Origin of the sequence: Desulfobacter curvatus DSM 3379 (genome assembly GCF_000373985.1) — a bacterium.
Taxonomy (GTDB): Bacteria; Desulfobacterota; Desulfobacteria; order Desulfobacterales; family Desulfobacteraceae; genus Desulfobacter; species Desulfobacter curvatus.
In genome coordinates, this window is record NZ_KB893112.1 from 1 (window position 1) to 20290 (window position 20290).

The following is a 20290-nucleotide window of genomic DNA, read 5'->3' on the forward strand; positions in this document are numbered from 1 at the left end:
GACCTCCCCACCTTTGCGGGGCTCGTTTCCACCGGCTACTATGCCTTCTGCTGACTTCTCCCATGCGGTCAGGACCGGTTACCCGGCCCTCAGCCATTTTGGGCACATGGGAGATCTCCCGGGGTAAACACATGTCTTTCAGTACGTGAATGCCGAGTTTACGGACATACCCTGTAATGGATAGAGGACTTTACCTTGTTGTGCAGGCTCGTCCCGGTATGTGCGCCTCACACCCGATTTCTGTTCGTCACCCCGTACTTTTGTGGTGCCCTGCCTTAGCAGGACGGCTTCCTTTCGAAGTACCGTCACCGGTACCCCGTTGCCATACCACTACACCCTTCGCCTCCATCAGGCTGGGTCTAAGACTTGCCAAATGTATTGGAATTCTATACAGTTGACTCACTTTTAAGAACATGTGCCGTGCCCGGCACACACAATCACATGCACGCAGACAGAAAAAAGTGCAGTTCCTCGTTCCTCGCCGATCTGCTTTTTCCTTCCGGTGATGTGAGGCGTTGTGCCTAAAAAATGATCGTCGATAATAAAAAAAGTGGATCAACCTCCTTGCAGTCTTAGTGGATCATAATACCGACATCCAGGCAGGGAGCCTGGGTGGTAAGGTGGGAAATTCGATTTCAAAAAAACAACCATACTTGTACGGAATAGTGGACAAGTATAAAATTAATTATTATACTTGTGCTATAAAAAGAACAAGTTTGGAGGGCATTATGAGAATTGTCAATTTTAGCGAAGCACGAAATAATTTAAAGAGAGTTTTGAATCAAGTGACAGACGATGCTGATTATACAATCATTACACGTCGTGATTCAGAGGACGCTGTTATCATGTCATTGGAAACGTTCAATAGTTTTATGGAGACTTTTTACCTTCTCAGATCTCCTGCCAATGCTTCACATTTAACAACATCTATTCAACAATTTAAAAAAGGGGACGTCCAGAAAAGAGATTTAATAGATGGATAGAAAATTAGCCTGGACCGGAGAAGCATGGAAGGACTATCTCTACTGGCAAACACAAGACAAAAAGACACTGAAAAGAATCAACAAACTCATTAACGACACAATGAGGCAGCCATTTGAGGGCATAGGGAAACCTGAAGCACTGAGAGAAACTCTATCTGGGTTTTGGTCCCGAAGAATTGATGATACAAATCGCTTGGTTTACGCTGTCGATGATGATTATCTCACAATCATTTCATGTAGATACCATTATTAAAACATAGAATCGAACAAAAGGCTCGAGGGACCAGGCTTGTGTTGACGATTATGAGATAGTCGATATCAATGCTTTCTTTTTTTGAAAAGGGGAATATCCCTGTATACAAATTCATCAAAAACCGGGATCATGCTCCAGAAATTATCGTCAAAAACAAGGTTTCCGGACGAGTCCAGAAGGATATTTCCAGACTCACCCAAGGGGAACATGCTTTGGATCTTCACCGGACCGCGGGAACCGTACTCCAGGCAATGGGCATAGGTGGACCGGGATGCAAAGGGATGCCTGTGGACTTCCCCTAGGATTGAGTGGGTGTAGACGATATCCTCTCTGAGGTTCGTTCCCCAAGGCTGTTCGCCCAGGCGCTCCAATACCGTATCCAGGGCTGTCACAATGATATCTCCCGGTGTCTGGGGGGCGGTTTTGTCTTCATTTTGGAACCAGTCATAGGTATTGATAACCGATGCATCTTCTCCGGCAAGTCCGTGGAGGAGCACGTTGAATAAAATCCCTTCAAGCTGTCCGGCACCCAGCTCGTCTTCAAAGGTCAGGGCCATTACCTCATTGATCCAAGCATCCATGAGTATCCATGCGTCTTGCAGGTTCGTTCCGGCAGCCCACATATCTTCTCCCCCCGCTACAAAGTGTCCATCCCAGTTTTCGAGGAGTTCCAGGGCCTGGAGCCGGCCCTCAACAGGGGTGTCTTCATTTGCGCCAAGAACTGCTGAGGTGAAAGAATTTGACACAAATTTCCACGGATTGCCACCGTTACCAAGGGAATCCGTGGCGGCGATATTCAAGGCCAGGTCCCGGATATCTTCAAAGGAGAGCCGTCTGTTTTCGGCAATGGCCCGGTCAAAATAGTCATAGATTACATGGGACCTTTGAAAGGAACCGAATATATCGATGGTGCTGTTGTAACAGTTGTCATACTCAGGATTGGTCTTGTTGTTCCATCCTGCGTAATATCCTCTGGCCGGATTCCGGTCCGTGGACCGGGCAGTGAGCACTTTGCTGTCCCATTCCAGAGGCGCGTCTACCGCCCCTTGGGGCAGTCGCCATTCCCCGGCAGGCCTCGCCGGGTTCCGGCCGGACATCCAATAGGCGATGTTACCCTGCCTGTCTGCGTAGCAGAAATGCTGGCACACGCCCAGCTTTTCAATTCCCCTGCCAAACTCGTTCATATTCCGAGCCCGGGCCAGGTCCAGAAACGCCTCTATACTGTTGAATTCATATTCCCAGTGGGCGTATTTCCAAGAGATAATCGTGCTTTCCTGATCCGTGGGATTATAGGGCATGGGCTGAATCACCGGGCCGTGGGCGGTCCGGTATACCGGGAGCATCACATCGTCGGCACCGGCAACCTTGATGGTTTCCAGGCGATGGAGAAAGACCTTGTCAGGGGATTCAATATAGTAATCCGTTGTGTGTGCGTGCCCCACCTGCATGGACCAGGCATGGTGGGGCGTTCTGCCGATGATTATACCCGGGATGCCCGGAACCGTCATGCCGGAGACATTCAGTCCGCCGGCCCGGATGGAGCCCTCGGTCACGATGCTGGGAACGGAAAATCCCATCTGGGGGCCGGAATAAATCATGGGATTCCCGGTATCGGTCAATCTGCCGGAGACCGCCCAGGCATAGCTTCCCATTTTAATAAATGCGTTGATTTTTTTTAGCTTTTTGACCGTATTTTCCCGGCGTTCTTTGATGCTGTCGGGTGCCTTGTCTATAACTATATCGGATATGACAGCAGGGCCTTTCCCGTGTTTGAAAACGGGGCCTCTGTGCTTTCCCGGATGCTCTGCAGGCCTGTCCGTTATATAGGTTTGGGCGGCAGGATCATTGGTCCATCTCAAGTCATTGAACATACCGAAGCCCTGCTCGGGACCGTAGGTCCGGATAAGGCTCTGAAGCAGGGTCGCATTTTCGATCTGGGTGGTATTCAGGGCCTCGGCGTCAAAGTTGCGCTGCATCATGGCCGTCCAGGCAAGGATGTCCCGGCAGGTCCATTTTTCCGGCGCAGCACCTGTGAGGAATTGGAATTCAGCGGGCAAAAGGGACGGATCATTCCCAATTTCTTCAATCCTTCTGTTGATTCCGGCGGCATAACCCTGCATGACGTTTCGGGTTTCTTTTTTCAAGGCATCAACTGCCTGATGCAGCTCTTCTTGTGAATAGCCGATGGTCCGGAGATAAATATCTGTGCTCAACTGCTCTGGGCCGAAAATTTCAGCCAGCCTTCCTAACGCCTGGCGACGGTAAAGCTCCATCTGCCATAGCCGGTCTGTTGCCACGGCATATCCCATGGCCTCGAAAACCGTGTAAAGACTTGCCTTATTTGAGCCTGTGATAAACCAGACGCCTTTGTCATCCCGGTTTGTTTCCACAGTTTTGGTGTTGAAGCAGTTGAGGTGCTCGTGTACATCCATTTTTTTCTGTGCCCAAGGTTTTGCAATATTCTTTCCTGGTGTTCCGCCCATGGCAGGGAACGCCGGAAGAAAAAATAAGAGAACCATGACAAAACGGGCCAAATATTTTCCAATCATTTTTTGCTCCTTGACGCCCAAATGGTATCTGCAGCGGTTTGTGACCCGCCCTGTTTTTGTAAAATATAATGATTCACCGCATCAATGCGGGCTTGTCTGTTTCCGGATTCCAACAGGTGCTTGCACATGGTTTGAACCGCATGCTGTCTGTTTCTACAACGGGTTACGACACCCGTATTGAAAATTTCTTTTCCCACCCAGGCAAAATCCTGCCAGTGGGGGCCGATTACCGTTGGAATGCCTAATCCTGCGGGTTCCATGAAATTTTGGCCCCCTAAGGGCACAAGACTTCCACCGACAAACACCACGTCGGCATGGCTGTAAGCCTGGTGCAGATCTCCAAATTTATCCCAGAGGATAATGGCCGGACCGGGTAGAATGGATGATATCTGCGAGCCTCTGTAGACCTTAAGACCTTTTTTATTTAATTTTTTAAAAAATGGGGCGATTCGGTGCATATGTCTGGGGAACAAGGCGATAACCTGATTCGGGACCCTTGCTAATAAGGCTTTTATCATATCAATTATCTGCGTTTCTTCCTGGCGGCGGAAGGAGGCAAAAATAGACAGGGGCAGTTCCCGGGGGACAATTGCCGCTAAGGCCGAAGTTTTACCAGTGGTGTTCTGAACCTTCATGCGGTCAAATTTGATATTGTTCATGGTATCAATACGGGTGTGGGAAAACACCTGGGAAAATCTTTCGGCATCTTTGTCAGAGATGGCCAGGATACGTTCTGGGGAAAAAGATCGCCAGAGCGCTTTAGTGAGCCTATAATTCCGGCCGCTTTTGGGGGACAACCTGCCGTTGATGAGCAATACGGCGGTTTGATTTCTTTTTAACGCATAAAGGAGGGCCGGCCACAGTTCGGTTTCCAGCAAAACCATGACAGCCGGATTAACCTGTTGCACCGCTTTGTTCATGGCCTTTGGGCTGTCAAAGGGGAAAATGTCAACACTCAGGCTGATATGGGATGAAAACTGTTTTGGCGACAGGGCTTGTGTCAGAATTTCCATGCCTTGATCCGTGGTTGTGGTCAACAGCATGGTGACCGGCCTGTCCGGGTGAAGGGCCTTTATAATGGATACGGCAAGGTACGCCTCTCCGGCCGATGCCGCCTGTATCCAGATATCTGCCGGTTGGAGGTGAACCGGATTGATACGCTTCTCAAAGGTGGGAGTTATTCTTGGGTGCCGCTTTAAAAAAGGCAGGGCCCCTTTCCACAGGATATTGTAAAATTTAAAAAAATTGGGTATAAAGGCACACTTTGTCATGGGAGGATATGCTCTCATGTTTTTTGACACTTGACAATAGAATCCGTAAAGCAATTACTCCCGCCCATGAAATCAAAAAAAAACAACTTGTCTAATGAACGCAGACAAAAGATTATCCGGATGGTGCTTGTCCACTGGAAAAAAATTGTTTTGGCCGCGTTATGTATGCTGGTGGTAGCAGGTGCCAACGGCAGTATGGCCCTGCTGGTGAAACCTGTTCTTGATGATATTTTCATTGCCAAGGACAGTACCAAGTTATTGCTCATCCCCGGCCTTGCCGTCCTTGTATTTTTTCTAAAAGGTGCCGGGTCATACGGGTCGGAATTCCTGATGAATTATGTGGGGCAGCGTATTATCCGTAATTTCAGGGACAGCCTTTATGACAAAATTATGAGTCTGCCCATTGCATATATCCACGAGGAGAAAACCGGGGTGCTTATGTCCCGGATCACCAATGATGTCAATATTGTCAAAGGCATGGTGTCCACGGCCGTTATCAGCCTGTTTCGGGATTTCTTTTCTGTTATCGCGTTTTTGTTTGTTATTTTTTACAGGGACTGGAAACTTGCGTTAGGCGCCTTTATTATTCTGCCCATTGCCTTTTACCCCATCGTCATATTTGGTAAAAGAATCCGTCGGTTTTCCATAGGAACCCAGGAAACCATGGCAGATCTTAACGCCTTTTTGCATGAAACCTTTTCCGGGACAAAAATTATTAAAATATTCAATCTTCAGTCCTTTGAAACGGCCAGGTTTAAGGATAAGACCAGAGAATTGTTCCGGCTGGAAATGAAAAAAGTGATGACCCGGGCTTTGTCCTCCCCGGTTATGGAATTTTTAGGCGGGTTAGGCGTTGCTTTTGTTATCTGGTTTGGCGGAATGCGGGTGGTCAACGGTACGTCCACACCTGGTGTGTTTTTTTCTTTTTTGACTGCCGTGATGATGCTTTATGCCCCGGTGAAAAAATTATCCTCCCTGAACAATACCATCCAGGAGGGGATGGCTGCGGCATCCAGGGTTTTTGATGTGCTGGAAACCGAAAATGATGTGGTGGACAAACCCGATGCCCGGCCCCTTCAGGCGTCATCCTGTGAGGTGGTTTTTGAAAACGTTTCCTTTGCCTACGGGCCTGAAGAATCTTTAGCCCTAAAGAATATTAATCTAAAAGCCGCCCCCGGAGAGACCTTGGCATTGGTGGGCATGAGCGGCGGTGGAAAAACCAGCCTGGTGAACCTGATCCCAAGACTTTATGATGTAACCGAAGGCGGTGTTTTTGTTGGCGGACACGATGTCCGTGACTTGACCATTGCTTCCCTTCGGGACCATATTTCCATTGTGACCCAGGAGCCCATTTTATTCAATGAGACGGTGCGGGACAATATCCGGTATGGAAAAATGGATGCAGATGATACCGCTGTTAAAGCTGCGGCACAAGCCGCCTTTGCCCATGATTTTATCTGTGGTTTTCCCAAGGGCTATGATACTGTAATCGGAGAGCTTGGTTCCCGGTTGTCCGGCGGAGAAAAACAGCGGATCTGCATTGCAAGGGCGCTTTTGAAAAATGCGCCGGTTCTGATTTTAGACGAGGCAACCTCGGCCCTGGATTCCCAAGCAGAGAAAGTTGTGCAAAAGGCTTTGGAAAATCTGATGAAGGGCCGTACCTCTTTTGTCATTGCCCACAGGCTGTCCACCATAGATTATGCCTCCCGGATTATTGTGCTTAAAAACGGAACCATTGTTGAGCAAGGTGTCCACGATGATCTGATGGCTGCAAAGGGCTTTTATTATAAACTGCAGTCCATGCAAACTAAAAACATTAACACAATTTAAGGAGATACTAACATGGCTGTATCAAAGGAACTGCTTGATATTCTTGTATGTCCAAAATGTAAAGGTCCGGTGGAACTGACCGAGGCAGAAGACGGCCTGGTCTGCAACGCCTGTGCCCTTAAATACGAAATCCGGGATGATATTCCCATTATGCTCATTGACGAGGCCATTCCCGTTAAACAATGAGTACACCTAAAAAACCTGTACCGGCAAAGCTTGTGATGTCGGTTTTTATGAAAGAGAAGTCGGTTCTGGCATCGGTCTTTGACCGCCTTGAAGCTGTGGGCGGCCCCGTGGACATGATTTCCCCCTGGCTGGATTTTGATTTCACCGATTATTATTACAGGGAAATGGGGGAGCCGTTGTTTCGCAGGCTTATTGCATTTAAGCCGCTCATGGAACAAGATGCCCTGTCTTCGATCAAACTTGACACAAACAGGATCGAATCCGACTGCCTGGACCAGAATAACAGAACCATCAACATTGATCCGGGGTATCTTCTGTCTTCCCGGTTTATCCTGGCCACGGGAAAGGAGTATTCCCACAGGATTTACATCGGACAGAAAATTTATGCTGACCTGACATTAATGTACACCAAAAAAGGCTTTAAAACCCTGGAATGGACTTATCCGGATTATGCCTCCCCTGCTGTGCTCAAATTTTTAGGACAGGTGAGGCAGAAGTATCTTGCGGATCTTAAGGCCATAAAAGGATAATTGTATGATAAAAAGCATGACCGCTTTTGCCAAGGTGTCCCACACCCTGGAAGCCCTGACCGTGGACATGACTGTTCGCGCCTATAATTCCCGTTTTCTTGATTTTTCCATTTATCTGCCCGAAACCTGTCAGCCCTTTGAAGAGGAAATTAAAAGAATCATGGGGCAGTTCCATACCCGGGGCAGAATAGAGATCCGGGCAACTCTGGAAGACCAGTCCCTGGACCAGGATCTGTTTGAGGTGGACATTATTAAGGCTAAAGCCTATTATAGCGCATTGAAAACGGTCCGGGACACCCTTTCTCTTTCCGGTGATATTGCCCTGGAAACCGTACTCGGGGCCAAGCAGGTCATTGTGGCCGCAAAACCGGAAGTCAATCTGGAGCTTCTCCGTTCCGCTTTGTGTGACACGGCCCGTAACGCGGCCCAGGCCCTTGACCACATGCGAAAGTGTGAGGGCGAAAACCTGTTCCAGGATTTACACGCTCGTATTTCAGACATTGAACAGCGCATGGCAAGTGTTGAAGAACAGGCCAAAACCATACCGGAAGTTTACAAGGCCCGGCTTAAGGAGCGTCTGGCCGTGCTCACTGCCGAGGACGGGGATTGTCTTGATCCGGTCCGTCTGGCCCAGGAAACCGCACTTCTTGCGGATAAAAGTGATGTCTCCGAGGAGATTGTCCGGGTGCGCAGCCACATTAAAATGTTCCGGGAAGTCATGGATGAAAATGAGTCCCAGGGCAGAAAACTCAATTTTTTGATCCAGGAGTTTAACCGGGAATTTAACACCATTGGTTCCAAAGCCGGTAATGCGACCCTGTCCCATGCCGTGGTCGACCTGAAATCCGAACTGGAAAAGATTCGGGAGCAGGTGCAGAATATCGAATAAAATTTTAAAAGGAAAATTATGGAACAGCCACTTTTGGGCATTGGGTTTGGTAATACTGTGGTGGCCGACCGGGTGGTGGCGATTTTATCCCCGAACTCGTCGCCCATGAAGCGGGTCAAGGATGAAGCCCGGGAGGACCGGCGCCTCATCGATGTGACCCATGGCAGAAAAACCCGGGCCATCATTGTGACGGACTCAAACCATGTGATTCTGTCTGCGATTCAGGCGGAAACCGTTTCCGCCCGCTTTGAATCCCTGATCCAAAACCCCGGGGAACTCCAGGAGGAATAGGGCATGGCGGCAAAACTTTTTATTGTGTCAGCACCCTCAGGTGCCGGCAAGACAACCCTTGTCAAAAAATTGTTGAAGCGGGCTGACGATCTGGTATATTCCATTTCCCATACCACCCGTCCCCCCCGACAAGGGGAGGTTCACGGAAAGGACTATTTTTTCACGGATAAAGCACAGTTCATGGAAATGGTGGAATCCGGCCAGATGCTGGAGTGGGCGCAAGTCCACGGCAATTGTTACGGCACATCCGCCCCTTTTGTCCAGGAACGGCTTGCCTCAGGCCGAAGCGTTTTATTGGATATTGATGTCCAGGGGGGGAGACAGATTATGGATTTTGGTCTGGATTGTGTTTCCATATTCATCATGGCACCGTCTTTAGCGGTGCTTGAACAGCGGCTGCGGGGCAGGGGAACCGATACCGAAGAGGTGATCCGCACGCGTTTGGAGAATGCAAAAGGGGAAATTGCCCAGAAATCCTTTTATACCCATGTGGTGGTCAATGATGTGCTGGAGGATGCGGTTACCGAACTTGTTGCCATTGTTGAACAGGAGACGGCGAACTGATGGCCGGCAAATCAGGACCCCCGGGTCGGAGGCACAAAGCCCGGGGTCAGAAGCGAAACAGCGAAAATAGAAATCCCGGGGATAAAGAGATCCTCTACGGATATCACTCTGTATTTGAAGCCTTGAAAGCCGGCCAGCGTAAATTTGAATCCATCATGGTGTATGAAAACCGGTCTGATAAACGTGTTCAGGCCGTGGCTGATTTGGCGGGCAAGAAACAAGTGCCGGTGCAAACCCTTACCGGTGAGGAACTGGATCGGCTGGCCGGCTTTGGCCGCCACCAGGGCATCGCCGCCAGGGTGTCTCCCTTTCCGGTCCAATCCGTCTCTGCGTTGATCAAGCAGATTGAAATTCGGACGGACCCGTTTTTTATTCTTATTCTTGAAAGCATTGAAGATCCACAAAATACCGGTGCGTTGATCCGCACCGCTCTGTGTGCCGATGTGGATTATATTGTGATGCCAAAAGACCGTTGTGCCCTGCCGTCTGCCGGGGTGTCCCGCAGTTCGGCCGGGGCCATGGAGCATGCCCCCATCTTTTTAGCCACTAATCTTTCGGCTTTGATTCGTGACCTTAAAAAATATGGCACCTGGGTGTCCGGCCTGGATGCCGGTGGCGATAAAGGCCTTTTTGAGGCAGACCTTACCGGCAACCTGGCCCTTGTGGTGGGGGGCGAGCATACCGGACTGCGGCCCGGGGTAAGAAAAGCCTGTGATTTTATTTTGTCCATTCCCATGGAAACCCATATTACGTCTTTGAATGCATCCGTGGCAGGCGGTATTGCCATGTTCGAGGCCCGCCGTCAGCGCCTGGGCCTCAACGCCTGATGATAAGAAAATTGGCCAAAGCGGCCGTGGCCGGGATGGGCGCACTGATCTTCCCGGATAAATGCCTGGGATGCGGAAAATACATTAAAAAGCCCACGGAGAACCCGTTAAGCGTCTGCTTTTGCCTCACCTGCCTGGGACAGGGGATGCCGGTATTTGATCACCCGTTTTGCCCTGCCTGCGGCCGTTGTTTTGAATCCGGCCCTGACCATCTGTGTGGCGCCTGTCTTGAGACACCCATGGCAATGCAGAGCGTCAGGGCGGCCTTTGTGTATAAGGGTATGATACAAAGGGCCTTGGGGTTGTTCAAATACCAATCAAAGCTCAGTCTGGCCCGGCCCTTTGAACGCCATCTGTTTCAGGCCTTTGCCACCCATTTTGACATGGATCATTTTCATCTGATCATGCCCATCCCCCTCCATGGCTCAAAGGCTAAAAAGCGCGGATTCAACCAGTCCTATTTTCTTGTCCGAAATTTTCCCCGACTGTACAAGGATGCCTATGATCGGCCGCCGCCATGGCGCATTGACATCAGTGGCCTTGCCCGGGTCCGGGCAACGATCAGCCAGACCGGCTTAGACCATAAGGCACGAAAAAAGAATCTGACCCAGGCCTTTGCCTGCCCAAATCCTGCCCGTATCAAAGGTAAACACATCCTTTTGGTGGATGATGTGTTTACCACTGGGGCCACCTGCGATGCTGCGGCCCAGACCCTTTTGGCGGCAGGGGCTGCCGGTGTGTCTGCCCTGGTTTTGGCCAGGGCCTGACACCGGGCCGGGCACTTAATCTAATTTTTCAACAATCGCCTCCACAGCCTGCTCAGCCGTAGCCCCGAACAGGGTCTCAATGTCCACAAGGTTCAGGTATTTATCATCCCATGCCACATTTTTACTTTCAAGAATCCAGTCTTTAAGCCGGGTATATTTCCCGCCCAAGGCCTTGATTTTTTTCAGCAGGGTAACCTCTTCTGTGGATTTAAAGGCGATGTTTAAAGACAAAATTAATTCAATGATGTTGGGAGATGTCGGCGACGATGAAAGTATCGGAATCACCAGAATGCTTCTGTTGTCTTTCCGGCCCTTGCCGATATATACGTTGCCCTCCCTGACAATGATGTTTTTGGTGCCCTGAAGACGGTGATCTGTTTCCACCCTTGAGGACTCATGGGTCAGAATGCCGGTTTTTGATACCACATCAATGCGGGTGTCGGGTGTAACCTTTCCCAAAAGGCTTAAGCCGGAGATGCGGTAGAGTACCGCACCTTTAATTTCGGATATAATTTCCTGCAGGTTTTTAAGGACCAGCACATTGGTGTTGGTAATCAAAGGAATCTGGATGTCGTGCTCGGCCAGGATATCAAATATGATACCTTCAAATTTTTCACTGATCCGGCTGGTACCCACGGTAACTGTTTTAGCCTGGTGCTTGATAGCATCCACGGGCCGGGCCATGATATTAATGGCCTGGTTCATGGTGGTAAAAAAGGTGGACAGCATATTTGGCGGGGTGCCTTTAACACCAAAGTCCATTTCAAAATCCGATACCGGCAGCCTGCCGGACAGATATTTGAGCAGCAAGGTGATGTTTGAAACCGTATTCAGGCCGATGGCACTGGGAAATTCTCCCTGGCGCCTTTTCAAGGAAAATTGATTATAGAATTCCGCTACGGTTTCGGTGAATTTGTTCTCTAAAAGCACCTCGTAATCATCATGGCCCATGCGCCTGAATTCTTCGATGATATTTTCTATTTTCAGTCTTGCCTCGTAGAGAAATTTTGATTTGTCATTGATGGCAAGGGCTGCGTAGTATCCCCAGATATGGCCCACCAGGGTATTGAGAACCGGGGCAAAATGTTCCTGGATTTCAGGTATCTTGAAAACGGCCTTGGCATATAGATCAAACCGGTTTTCGCCCTGGGTGGTGATCACAATGGGACAGGCTTTGTGGGCATGGAAAATGGCTGTATCCTTGATGATGTCCCCAAGCACACTTTCTCTGGTTCCCGCAGCACAGACAATGATCAATGGTTCGCTTGACAGGTCAATATGTTTTTTGTCTTCAACAAAATCCGAAGAGATGGTTTTGTAGCACAGTTCCGACAGTTTAATTCTGATTTCGTCGGCAGATGTTTTGTTGGCACCGGAACCTACCGTGGCCCAGTATGTTTTGGATATGGCCAGGTTGTCCGCACATGCCTTAATTTCTTCACGCATGTCAAGCACCGTTTTCATTTTTGCCGGCAGTGCCATCAGTGCATGGATTTGATCGCTGATATATTTTTCACTTCTGGCATTGAGCAGCGCAGCCAGGTGCAGCCCGAGCACGGCCCCGGCGGTGATCTGGGAATAAAAGGCCTTGGTGGAGGCCACGGACATCTCTATGTCCCTGCCGGAACTGGTATACAATACCCCGTCCACTTTGAAGGTCAGATCCGAATCCCTGCGGTTTACAATGGCAAGGCTTCTTGCTCCGTGAGCCCGGACCATGTCCACTGTCCGGTTGGTATCCGTGGTGGTGCCGGACTGGCTGATGGCCACGACCAGCGTGTTTTCCATGGCTCTGGCATTGTCTCCTTTGCAGCCGATGCTGAACCCGGAAAGTTCTGACGCTTTCTGGGCGCGAATGTTCATGGCTTTACTCCCCAGGTAATGGGTGAGAAGATCCGCACATCCCTGGGCGGCAATACCGGCTGTCCCTTGGCCGATGAAATATATATTTTTTATTTTTCCGGATCGTAAATCTTCTTCCAGGTCCGGCGGAATGATTGTCCTGCTCAGATTGACATTGAAAAGTCCTGAACCCGGATTCTGTTTGAATTTGTTTTCCAGTGTTTTTTCAACGGAGAGCGGGGCTTCGGATATTTCCTTGAGAAAATAGTGGTTGTACCCCTGGCGGTCAATGTCCCTGGAGGTGATTTGACTGGTGAGTAAATCCTCCTGAGTCAGGGTAATGGGCTGGCGGTCATAGTAAAAGGAGCGCACCCCTTCAATGCCGCCGGCACTCTCCTGGTCCAGGATCACGATTTGTCCATTTTCTTCGCCGTTCAGTTTAATGTAGTGGCGGGTCTCCTCCACCACCCCGTATAATTCAGATGCCGCAATATAATGGTCCGGGGCGACTCCCACAAAAATGGCCTGCCCACTGCCTTTCTGGGCCAGAAACAATTTGCCCGGGGCAAGGTCCGTGTGCATGGAAATGGCATGGGATCCCTCAAATTCATTGACCGCCAGGCGAAATGCCTCTTCAATGGGTGCGCCCATTTTCAGGTGGTGTTCAATCTGCAACGGGATCAATTTGGTGTCCGTGGTGATCTGGGGATGAATTTTATCGTACCGGGCTTCGTATTCGGTTTTCAGTTCCAGGTAGTTGTCAATATCCCCGTTAAGGCAAACATGGATGATGCCGCTTTGGGATACCTTGGTATCTGTGGAGGTATTGTCCAAAGGATGGCAGTTGGCCTCGGTGATATCACCTATTGATGCCCACCTTGTATGGGCCGAGACCGATGATGCGGATAGGGAAAACCCTGCAAGCACCTGGAGTAGATGGTCATCTTTAATCTGGTTCCTGATAAAGGCGATGTTGTCGCCAAGGGCACCTATTTCTGCTGCAAATTTGTATACGAAACAGATGGTAATGCGGTTCAGGGAATCTGGTGTGCTGATTTCATTGATCGAGATAGTGTTGTTTGACAGGATTTGTCGGTTGCATCTGTTTTCTAACCCTTCGGCGAGCCCCTTTTTTCCCAGAACGCTTTTATACTTTGAGAACTCTTCTTCATCCAGGGTGCACAGCACTGAAATACCTGCCGAATCCCGCCCTCTGACCTCCAGGCGATCAAGGCTGTTGAGTACGGCATTGATCCGTTTGAAAAGCGCTATCCCTGAAGGGTTATTTTCTTTCCTTATACCCGGGGCCAGGTGCTCAACGGATTCGATATTGTCAATAATTTCTTTTTTCAGACACCAGTAGAGATCCTTGAGCTGGTCAATATAATTTGCGGCTATCTCTACCTCGGGTGTGGATAAGTTGGCGGTGGCAGATTTAAAATCCCGGACTTCATCCGTAAGAATTTTTTCAATATTCCGGGCGACGTCCGACAGTTTTCGGGTTTTTTCTCGGTTATAAAACAGGGACGCAAAAATCGTTTCCTGTTTAAGGTTCTGGGCATGGTCAAATAAGGTGGATAAAAATTCTTTGCCGCCCAGGTAATCTTGTGAAACCATTGGGCTTCTATCTTTGGAAAACGGGCCAAGACGATTTTTTGAAAGGGTTTCAACACCTTTGGACAGGGATTTAAGATCATCTTCACAGGCAGGCCCTTTAAAGGCCACAAGGGCACAAATCCCACAGTTTAGGGTACAGCCGGTGTCGGGGAAAAAGAGTACAGTGTTCTCCTCCACCGAAGACAACGGTTTTCCCATATCCACATTTATTTTTGCAATGCGTTTAAGATAATCAAAAAAATGTGTTGAAAAATTGTCTTGCCGTCTCATATGTCTCCTCCGTTATACGTTCCGGAATTTTTGTATATGAAAGTCATCGTTCTGTATTGAGTTGCTTTCATGCTGTGTTGTGGGGTTAACCTGGATGTTGGGCGGCCAGGTTGGTCAGCGCCTGTTATTCCGGAACAGCTGAAGTTGCAGTTAGCGAACTTTTTTGGGTTTCGGGGGCGCTGAAATAGGTTTTCAGCATGTTTTTTGCGTGAATGCATGCCCGGGTCCCGATATATTTGCCGTGACCCACTAACACTGTGACAATTAAAGTATCTTTTGTTGTTTTTCTTTGACCAAATCCTGTGAACCAGTCGTATTTGACCGTATGCTCCCGGTTCGACAGGGAGCCGGTTTTCCCACCGATCAAAAGATTTGATAATACTTTATCCCGCGAATATCCCCGGAATGATTTTCCGGCGGTACCGCTTGATACGGTTTTTTTCATGAGTCTTTTCATGGTGGCGGCTGTCTTGGCGCTGATCGGTGTTTTATATATCTCTTTGGTACTTTTGTAAATCTCCTCTTCATCCGAATTGGCTATCCGGTCCACAAGACGGGGGACAAGGCTTTGTCCGTTGTTCGCCACAGCTGAAATCAAGGTCATTGCAAATACAGGTGAAATCAGCGTGTCTCGATTAAATCCGCATCCAAGTTCCGCCAAATGGTAATCTCCTCCGGTTGTTGAAAAATAGGAGACCGAAAAATTAAAATCCGTATCCGGACTTTGGTTGAATCCAAATTTTTCGGCAAACTTGTTAAGTGTCGCTTCGCCCAGGGTGAGCTGTCCAAGCTTGCCGAATACAGGGTTTATGGATTCGGCAAAGGCTGTTTCCAACGTAACCCGGCTGGTGTATTTTGTTTTCTGGTTTGTTAATTGTTGTTTGTACAGGGTGTATTTTCTGCCGTTGAAATAAAGGGGGGTGGTGGCTGTGTAGTTTAATTTTTCCACGGCGGCAGATGCGGTGACGATTTTGAAAATACTGGCAGCGGGATAACCGGCCGATGTGCAGGGGTTGTTGCCCGGCTTGCCCGTATCAAATCCGGCCATGGCTTTTATGAATCCGGTGCTGCCGTCCATGGCCACCATGGCGATGAGTTCGGGTTTTCCCCTGTCCAGGGTCTTCAGATAGTCCAGCGTTTTGATCAGTTCCTCCTGGAGGCGTGTGTCCAGATGGGTGTGGATGGTATATGTCCAGGACGGCCCGTCCGCAAAGAACCGGTCTGTTGTGGCATTGAGAATATCAATATTTTGGACCAGGGTTTGGACCTGGAATTTATCAAGGCGCTTGGGCGGGGCCGTTTCACTTGCAGTCTTATCAGGTTTTGGGGAAAATAGCCATTTGCCGATTTTGGATACCGTGTATACGCCAAACCAGATCAGTGCACAGGCCACCGCACCAAGACAGAGCAAAACCGCAATTTTGCGTATGCACAGGGCCATGGACCGTTTCTTTTTTTGCTGGGTATAGCTTGCCTGAAATTCTCGCCAGGACTGTTCTGTTTTAATAGAATCCAAGGGTGTATCTCAAATAAATGCTATTTAATGGGGCAACCGGATTTAGGACTGCCGTTAAATCCGGAAAGAACAAGGTTTTTCTTCACACTTCCTGCAAGCACCATGCCCTCGGACAACTCGCCCATAAGTTTCACGGGTTTCAGGTTGGCCACGATAATAACCTCTTTGCCCACCACTTCTTCGGGGGTATAGGATTTGCCGATACCAGCCACGATCTGCCGGGTCTGGGCGCCTATGTTCACTTGAAGTTTGAGCAGTTTGTCCGATTTTTCAATTCGTTCGGCAGACAGGATTTTGCCGGCTCTCAGATCGATTTTGGAAAAATCCTCAATGGTGATTTCGTCTTTTAATGCCGGTTTGAGGGGTTGGGGGGCAGGGGGGGCATCCGCTTTTTTTCCAACGTCCACCCGGGGAAAAAGGATCTGGGGCTTTGCCAGGGTAATGCCCTGTGGCATCTGGCCCCAGGGCCGGACGGCATCAAGGGTGAAAAACCCTTTTTCAGGCAGTTCAAGGCCGAGGGCGGCAATGATTTTACCGCTGGTTTCCGGCATGACCGGCCAGATCAGACCCGCCACAAGGCGAATCCCCTCCAGCAGTTCGTACAACACCGTACCAAGTTCGTCTGCGCGTGCCGGATCTTTGGCCAGGGTCCAGGGTTCGTTGGCAACAATGTATTTATTCATGGCTGACACCAGTTCCCAGACACTTGCAAGGGCCTTGTGAAACTGACACTCCGCCATGGCCGTTGTGTACGCTTCAAAAGCTGCTGCCGCCTCAGGTTCAAGGCTTAATAAGCCGTTGTCCGGATCCGCAGCCGGGCCCTGGATGGTACCTTTAAAATATTTGTGGTTCATGGACAGCACACGGGAGAACAGGTTGCCCAAGTCGTTGGCAAGGTCTGAGTTGATCCGTGAGATAATAACATCTTCTGTGAAATTGGCGTCCAGGCCAAATACCATCTCCCGCATAAGAAAATATCTGAATGCATCCACACCAAACCTTCCGGTTACCTCGACGGGGTCGGTGACATTGCCGATGCTTTTTGACATTTTAGAGCCCTGGACATTCCAGAATCCATGGACATTTAACCCATTGTATGTCTTAATGCCGGCGGCTTTAAGCATGATGGGCCAGTAAATTCCATGGGGTTTGATAATGTCCTTGGCCACAAAATGCCGGGTGGTGGGCCAGAATTTTTTAAACTTATCTCCGTCAGGGTATTCAAGGGCCGTAATGTAGTTAACCAGGGCGTCAAACCATACATAGGTGACATAATCTTCATCAAAGGGCAGGGTGATACCCCAGGTCAGCCGGGTTTTGGGCCGGGAGATGCACAGGTCTTCCAAAGGCTCCTTAAGAAATGAGAGAAGTTCCTTTCTGTACTGTTCGGGCCGGATAAAATCCGGGTGGGTTTCGATGTGCTCAATGAGCCAGTCCTGGTACTTGCTCATTTTAAAGAAATAGTTTGATTCCTTGATGGTTTCCGGCACCGTGCCGTGGTCCGGGCATTTCCCGTCCACAAGCTCGCGTTCCTGGTAGAATCTTTCACACCCAAAGCAATAAATGCCTTCATAACTTGAAAAATAGATGTCCCCTTTGTCATAAATTGTGGACAGAACAGATTTTACCACCTCAATATGCTTAGGATCGGTTGTACGGATAAACTGGTCGTTTTCTATGTTGAGCAGGGGTAGAACATCCTGAAATAGTTTGCTGATTTTATCTGCGTAAGCCTTAGGCGTAGTGTTTTCCTTTTCCGCGGCCTGAACGATTTTATCCCCGTGTTCATCCGTTCCTGTTAAAAAAAAGGTATCAGCCCCTTCCATCTTTTTAAAACGGGTTGCGACATCTGCTGCAATTGAGGTATAGGCATGGCCGAGATGGGGTTTGGCATTCACATAATAAATGGGCGTGGTGTAGTATTGACAAGTCATTGAGATGGGTTCCTAAGTGTTTTCTTTTTTCAGTTGTGACAGAAATATTTCTTTTTCCGTGCGGTCTTCAAGCCTGACGGTGACGCTTTGCCTGAGCACATTCTGGCGAACGACTTTGCCTTGGACATCTTCAACCGTAATGATTTTGCCCAGTTTCGGCATCTTTTTTTTATAGTGGCGGTAGGTCTTATCTTCAAAGGTCAGACAGCACATCAACCGGCCGCATACCCCTGAAATTTTAGTGGGGTTCAGGCTTAGCCCCTGCTCCTTTGCCATTTTGATGGACACCGGATCAAAGGTATGCATAAAAGAGGAACAGCACAGTTCCCTGCCGCATTTCCCTACACCGCCCACATGCTTGGACAGATTTCGGATACCGACCTGACGCATTTCAATGCGGATGGAAAATTCCTTGACCAGGAATTTAATCAGTTCCCTGAAATCAATCCTGCCGTCCGCCGTATAAAAAAATGTCAGCTTGTTTCTGTCAAAGGTGCTCTCTACACTAAACAGGTTCATTAAGAGGGACAGGTCTTTTATGCACTTAATGCAGTATTCATAGGCGCGCCGTTCCAGTGATTCAAGTTCCGTGCGTCTACTGAAATCTTCCTGGGTGGCCACTCTGACAATATTTTTTAAGGACTTTTCGTCCTTATCCTTTTCCTGGGACGGCACGGCAACGATGCCGAATCCCAGCCCCTGTTCCGTTTCAACAATCACCCGGTCTCCTAAATTTACAACCAAGGCGTTGCTGTTGAAATCGTATATTTTACCTGCGGTTTTAAATTTAACGCCCGCAACATTTACCATAGAATTGGCCTTTTTTAAAATAAAGACAAAGAAAGGAAAAAACGGTCAAGGGTCAGTCTATTGCCGCTGTTGGATTCCAGTCTTTTTTCCGTCTCGTGAAATAGTGTCATCCATGTTAACATCCGGAAATATGAATGCATCCTACTAGTATCTTTAAATACACTTAAAAAATCAAGGTTAACTATTTTATCCGGCATGTATTTTAATATGCAAAAATCTCTGAATACGGTCCGAAGCACTGCCATGGCATCATGAAGATATTCCGGATGGGCCGACAGAAGCCTGGATAAATCAAGGCTTTTAAAGGCACTTTGATGCTGTGGTAGAGTTAAAAACCGGCATATCTCTTTAATTAACCACGGTCGCAGCATTTTCCAGTCCGGTGCATCCCCTTTGTTCAGTCCCGAAAGGCGCAGGGCCTGGTCCAGGTCGCTTCCGGCCGTTCCACTGATAATGTGTGCGGTTTCAGGATCAAGTCCGTATTGTGTGCATAAAATTTTTTTGATTTCATGGTCTGAAAGTGCCTGGAAGTCAATACGTCGGCACCTGGATAAAATGGTAGGTAAAAGGGGCGCGGTCTGCTCTACGGCAAGGATGAAAAATGTATGTTCCGGCGGCTCTTCAAGCACCTTGAGAAGGGCATTCTGGGCCTGGGGATTCATCCGGTCCGCATGGAGGATGCAAACCATTCTGAATGCTGCTTCATTGGCGCGGGATGCGATGATGCCGCCCATGTCCCGAATTTGGGAAATGGTGATCATTTTTTTGTTTTCAGCCGGACCCAGAAAGATCATGTCCGGATGCATGCCCGCAGAGATCTTTTTGCATGAAACGCAGATATCGCACGGCCGATTGTTGTCTGCACGGCAGTTGCAGGCCTGTGCAAAAAAAAGTGCAGCCTGTCGTTTGCCGGTTCCCCGGGGCCCGTGAAAAAGCAGGGCATTGGGGATCCGACCGGTCTGAACAATATAAGTTAATTCAGATAATGGCAGAGACGAGGGAAGAACTCCCCGGTTTGTTTCGGAAAGTGCAGGAGGCATATCAGAAACATCGGACTAATAATCAACCCGCTCTTTGAGTTCTTTTCCGCATTTGAAAAACGGCAGGCGTTTGGGCGGGATATCCACTTTCTGTCCGGTTTTGGGGTTTCTTCCCACATAGCTTTTATATTCTTTGATATGAAAGCTGCACAGTCCTCTTATTTCGACCCGTTCTCCCTTGACAAAGGCATCTGACAGGGAGTCAAAAAATATTCTTATTACATCGGCTGCTTCTGATTTGGTCAGATTCGCCCGGTCCTTTAATGTGGAGATCAATTCAAGTTTATTCATGGAACCTCAAATATGTTAAACAGCTAAAAA

Annotated in this window: 18 protein-coding genes; 10 read left to right on the top strand and 8 right to left on the bottom strand. The window is 48.8% G+C overall.

Annotated features, from left to right (window positions below):
- Nucleotides 1–728 precede the first annotated feature (728 nt).
- Together B147_RS0124060 and B147_RS0124065 are read left to right on the top strand one after the other, a co-directional pair.
- A complete protein-coding gene (locus B147_RS0124060) occupies nucleotides 729–983 on the top strand; it encodes a type II toxin-antitoxin system Phd/YefM family antitoxin (protein ID WP_020589759.1) in 255 nt (84 codons plus the stop codon).
- Nucleotides 976–1236 (top strand): Txe/YoeB family addiction module toxin, encoded by a 261-nt coding sequence (locus B147_RS0124065; protein ID WP_020589760.1) that lies wholly within the window; start codon nucleotides 976–978, stop codon nucleotides 1234–1236. Before B147_RS0124060 ends, B147_RS0124065 begins: the two co-directional genes overlap by 8 nt.
- Before the next feature lie 65 nt (nucleotides 1237–1301).
- On the opposite strand, the gene B147_RS0124070 is transcribed toward B147_RS0124065, so the two are convergent.
- Complete coding sequence (locus B147_RS0124070) at nucleotides 1302–3785, bottom strand: penicillin acylase family protein (RefSeq protein WP_020589761.1); 2484 nt, start codon at nucleotides 3783–3785, stop codon at nucleotides 1302–1304.
- On the bottom strand, nucleotides 3782–5056 hold the full coding sequence (locus tag B147_RS0124075; protein WP_033397915.1) for a 3-deoxy-D-manno-octulosonic acid transferase: 1275 nt from the start codon (nucleotides 5054–5056) through the stop codon (nucleotides 3782–3784). The genes B147_RS0124070 and B147_RS0124075 overlap by 4 nt, the downstream gene beginning before the upstream one ends.
- A 66-nt stretch (nucleotides 5057–5122) precedes the next feature.
- Between B147_RS0124075 and B147_RS0124080 the strand changes: the two genes are divergently transcribed.
- From B147_RS0124080 to B147_RS0124115, 8 genes are read left to right on the top strand one after another with little or no spacing between them, the layout of a single operon-like run.
- The gene (locus tag B147_RS0124080) at nucleotides 5123–6886 is read left to right on the top strand and encodes an ABC transporter ATP-binding protein (RefSeq protein WP_020589763.1); all 1764 of its coding nucleotides are present in this window, start codon (nucleotides 5123–5125) and stop codon (nucleotides 6884–6886) included.
- Between the two features lie 12 nt (nucleotides 6887–6898).
- A complete protein-coding gene (locus B147_RS31410; protein WP_020589764.1) occupies nucleotides 6899–7072 on the top strand; it encodes a Trm112 family protein in 174 nt (57 codons plus the stop codon).
- Entirely contained in the window at nucleotides 7069–7602 is a 534-nt protein-coding gene (locus B147_RS0124090) for a DUF4416 family protein (protein WP_020589765.1), read from the top strand. The genes B147_RS31410 and B147_RS0124090 overlap by 4 nt, the downstream gene beginning before the upstream one ends.
- A gap of 4 nt (nucleotides 7603–7606) precedes the next feature.
- Nucleotides 7607–8491, top strand: a complete 885-nt coding sequence (locus B147_RS0124095) for a YicC/YloC family endoribonuclease (protein ID WP_020589766.1) — start codon at nucleotides 7607–7609, stop codon at nucleotides 8489–8491.
- Between the two features lie 18 nt (nucleotides 8492–8509).
- Entirely contained in the window at nucleotides 8510–8782 is a 273-nt protein-coding gene (locus B147_RS0124100) for a DUF370 domain-containing protein (RefSeq protein WP_020589767.1), read from the top strand.
- Between the two features lie 3 nt (nucleotides 8783–8785).
- Nucleotides 8786–9346 (top strand): guanylate kinase, encoded by a 561-nt coding sequence (gmk, locus tag B147_RS0124105; protein ID WP_020589768.1) that lies wholly within the window; start codon nucleotides 8786–8788, stop codon nucleotides 9344–9346.
- On the top strand, nucleotides 9346–10173 hold the full coding sequence (gene rlmB, locus B147_RS0124110; protein ID WP_020589769.1) for a 23S rRNA (guanosine(2251)-2'-O)-methyltransferase RlmB: 828 nt from the start codon (nucleotides 9346–9348) through the stop codon (nucleotides 10171–10173). The genes gmk and rlmB overlap by 1 nt, the downstream gene beginning before the upstream one ends.
- Complete coding sequence (locus tag B147_RS0124115; protein WP_020589770.1) at nucleotides 10173–10940, top strand: ComFC family protein; 768 nt, start codon at nucleotides 10173–10175, stop codon at nucleotides 10938–10940. The genes rlmB and B147_RS0124115 overlap by 1 nt, the downstream gene beginning before the upstream one ends.
- Nucleotides 10941–10955: 15 nt before the next feature.
- Here the strand turns inward: B147_RS0124115 and B147_RS0124120 are convergent, their stop codons facing one another.
- The 6 genes from B147_RS0124120 to B147_RS0124145 all read right to left on the bottom strand — a co-directional run bounded on the left by B147_RS0124120 (nucleotide 10956) and on the right by B147_RS0124145 (nucleotide 20260).
- Nucleotides 10956–14669, bottom strand: coding sequence for an SIS domain-containing protein (locus B147_RS0124120; RefSeq protein ID WP_020589771.1), 3714 nt, complete (start codon nucleotides 14667–14669; stop codon nucleotides 10956–10958).
- A gap of 124 nt (nucleotides 14670–14793) precedes the next feature.
- Nucleotides 14794–16185 (bottom strand): penicillin-binding transpeptidase domain-containing protein, encoded by a 1392-nt coding sequence (locus tag B147_RS0124125; RefSeq protein WP_020589772.1) that lies wholly within the window; start codon nucleotides 16183–16185, stop codon nucleotides 14794–14796.
- Nucleotides 16186–16205: 20 nt separating this feature from the next.
- Complete coding sequence (gene metG, locus B147_RS0124130) at nucleotides 16206–18119, bottom strand: methionine--tRNA ligase (RefSeq protein ID WP_020589773.1); 1914 nt, start codon at nucleotides 18117–18119, stop codon at nucleotides 16206–16208.
- A gap of 12 nt (nucleotides 18120–18131) precedes the next feature.
- Complete coding sequence (locus B147_RS0124135) at nucleotides 18132–18929, bottom strand: PSP1 domain-containing protein (RefSeq protein WP_020589774.1); 798 nt, start codon at nucleotides 18927–18929, stop codon at nucleotides 18132–18134.
- A gap of 14 nt (nucleotides 18930–18943) precedes the next feature.
- Nucleotides 18944–19969, bottom strand: a complete 1026-nt coding sequence (holB, locus tag B147_RS0124140; RefSeq protein WP_020589775.1) for a DNA polymerase III subunit delta' — start codon at nucleotides 19967–19969, stop codon at nucleotides 18944–18946.
- A gap of 15 nt (nucleotides 19970–19984) precedes the next feature.
- The gene (locus tag B147_RS0124145) at nucleotides 19985–20260 is read right to left on the bottom strand and encodes an HU family DNA-binding protein (RefSeq protein ID WP_020589776.1); all 276 of its coding nucleotides are present in this window, start codon (nucleotides 20258–20260) and stop codon (nucleotides 19985–19987) included.
- Nucleotides 20261–20290 lie beyond the last annotated feature (30 nt).

Coding starts and splice junctions, on each gene's coding strand:
- B147_RS0124100 (WP_020589767.1), top strand. CDS start 8,510: ATGGAACAGCCACTTTTGGGCATTGGGTTTGGTAATACTGTGGTGGCC.
- B147_RS0124095 (WP_020589766.1), top strand. CDS start 7,607: ATGATAAAAAGCATGACCGCTTTTGCCAAGGTGTCCCACACCCTGGAA.
- B147_RS0124080 (WP_020589763.1), top strand. CDS start 5,123: ATGAAATCAAAAAAAAACAACTTGTCTAATGAACGCAGACAAAAGATT.
- B147_RS31410 (WP_020589764.1), top strand. CDS start 6,899: ATGGCTGTATCAAAGGAACTGCTTGATATTCTTGTATGTCCAAAATGT.
- B147_RS0124120 (WP_020589771.1), bottom strand. CDS start 14,669: ATGAGACGGCAAGACAATTTTTCAACACATTTTTTTGATTATCTTAAA.
- B147_RS0124065 (WP_020589760.1), top strand. CDS start 976: ATGGATAGAAAATTAGCCTGGACCGGAGAAGCATGGAAGGACTATCTC.
- rlmB (WP_020589769.1), top strand. CDS start 9,346: ATGGCCGGCAAATCAGGACCCCCGGGTCGGAGGCACAAAGCCCGGGGT.
- B147_RS0124070 (WP_020589761.1), bottom strand. CDS start 3,785: ATGATTGGAAAATATTTGGCCCGTTTTGTCATGGTTCTCTTATTTTTT.
- B147_RS0124135 (WP_020589774.1), bottom strand. CDS start 18,929: ATGGTAAATGTTGCGGGCGTTAAATTTAAAACCGCAGGTAAAATATAC.
- holB (WP_020589775.1), bottom strand. CDS start 19,969: ATGCCTCCTGCACTTTCCGAAACAAACCGGGGAGTTCTTCCCTCGTCT.
- B147_RS0124115 (WP_020589770.1), top strand. CDS start 10,173: ATGATAAGAAAATTGGCCAAAGCGGCCGTGGCCGGGATGGGCGCACTG.
- B147_RS0124060 (WP_020589759.1), top strand. CDS start 729: ATGAGAATTGTCAATTTTAGCGAAGCACGAAATAATTTAAAGAGAGTT.
- gmk (WP_020589768.1), top strand. CDS start 8,786: ATGGCGGCAAAACTTTTTATTGTGTCAGCACCCTCAGGTGCCGGCAAG.
- B147_RS0124090 (WP_020589765.1), top strand. CDS start 7,069: ATGAGTACACCTAAAAAACCTGTACCGGCAAAGCTTGTGATGTCGGTT.
- B147_RS0124075 (WP_033397915.1), bottom strand. CDS start 5,056: ATGACAAAGTGTGCCTTTATACCCAATTTTTTTAAATTTTACAATATC.
- B147_RS0124145 (WP_020589776.1), bottom strand. CDS start 20,260: ATGAATAAACTTGAATTGATCTCCACATTAAAGGACCGGGCGAATCTG.
- metG (WP_020589773.1), bottom strand. CDS start 18,119: ATGACTTGTCAATACTACACCACGCCCATTTATTATGTGAATGCCAAA.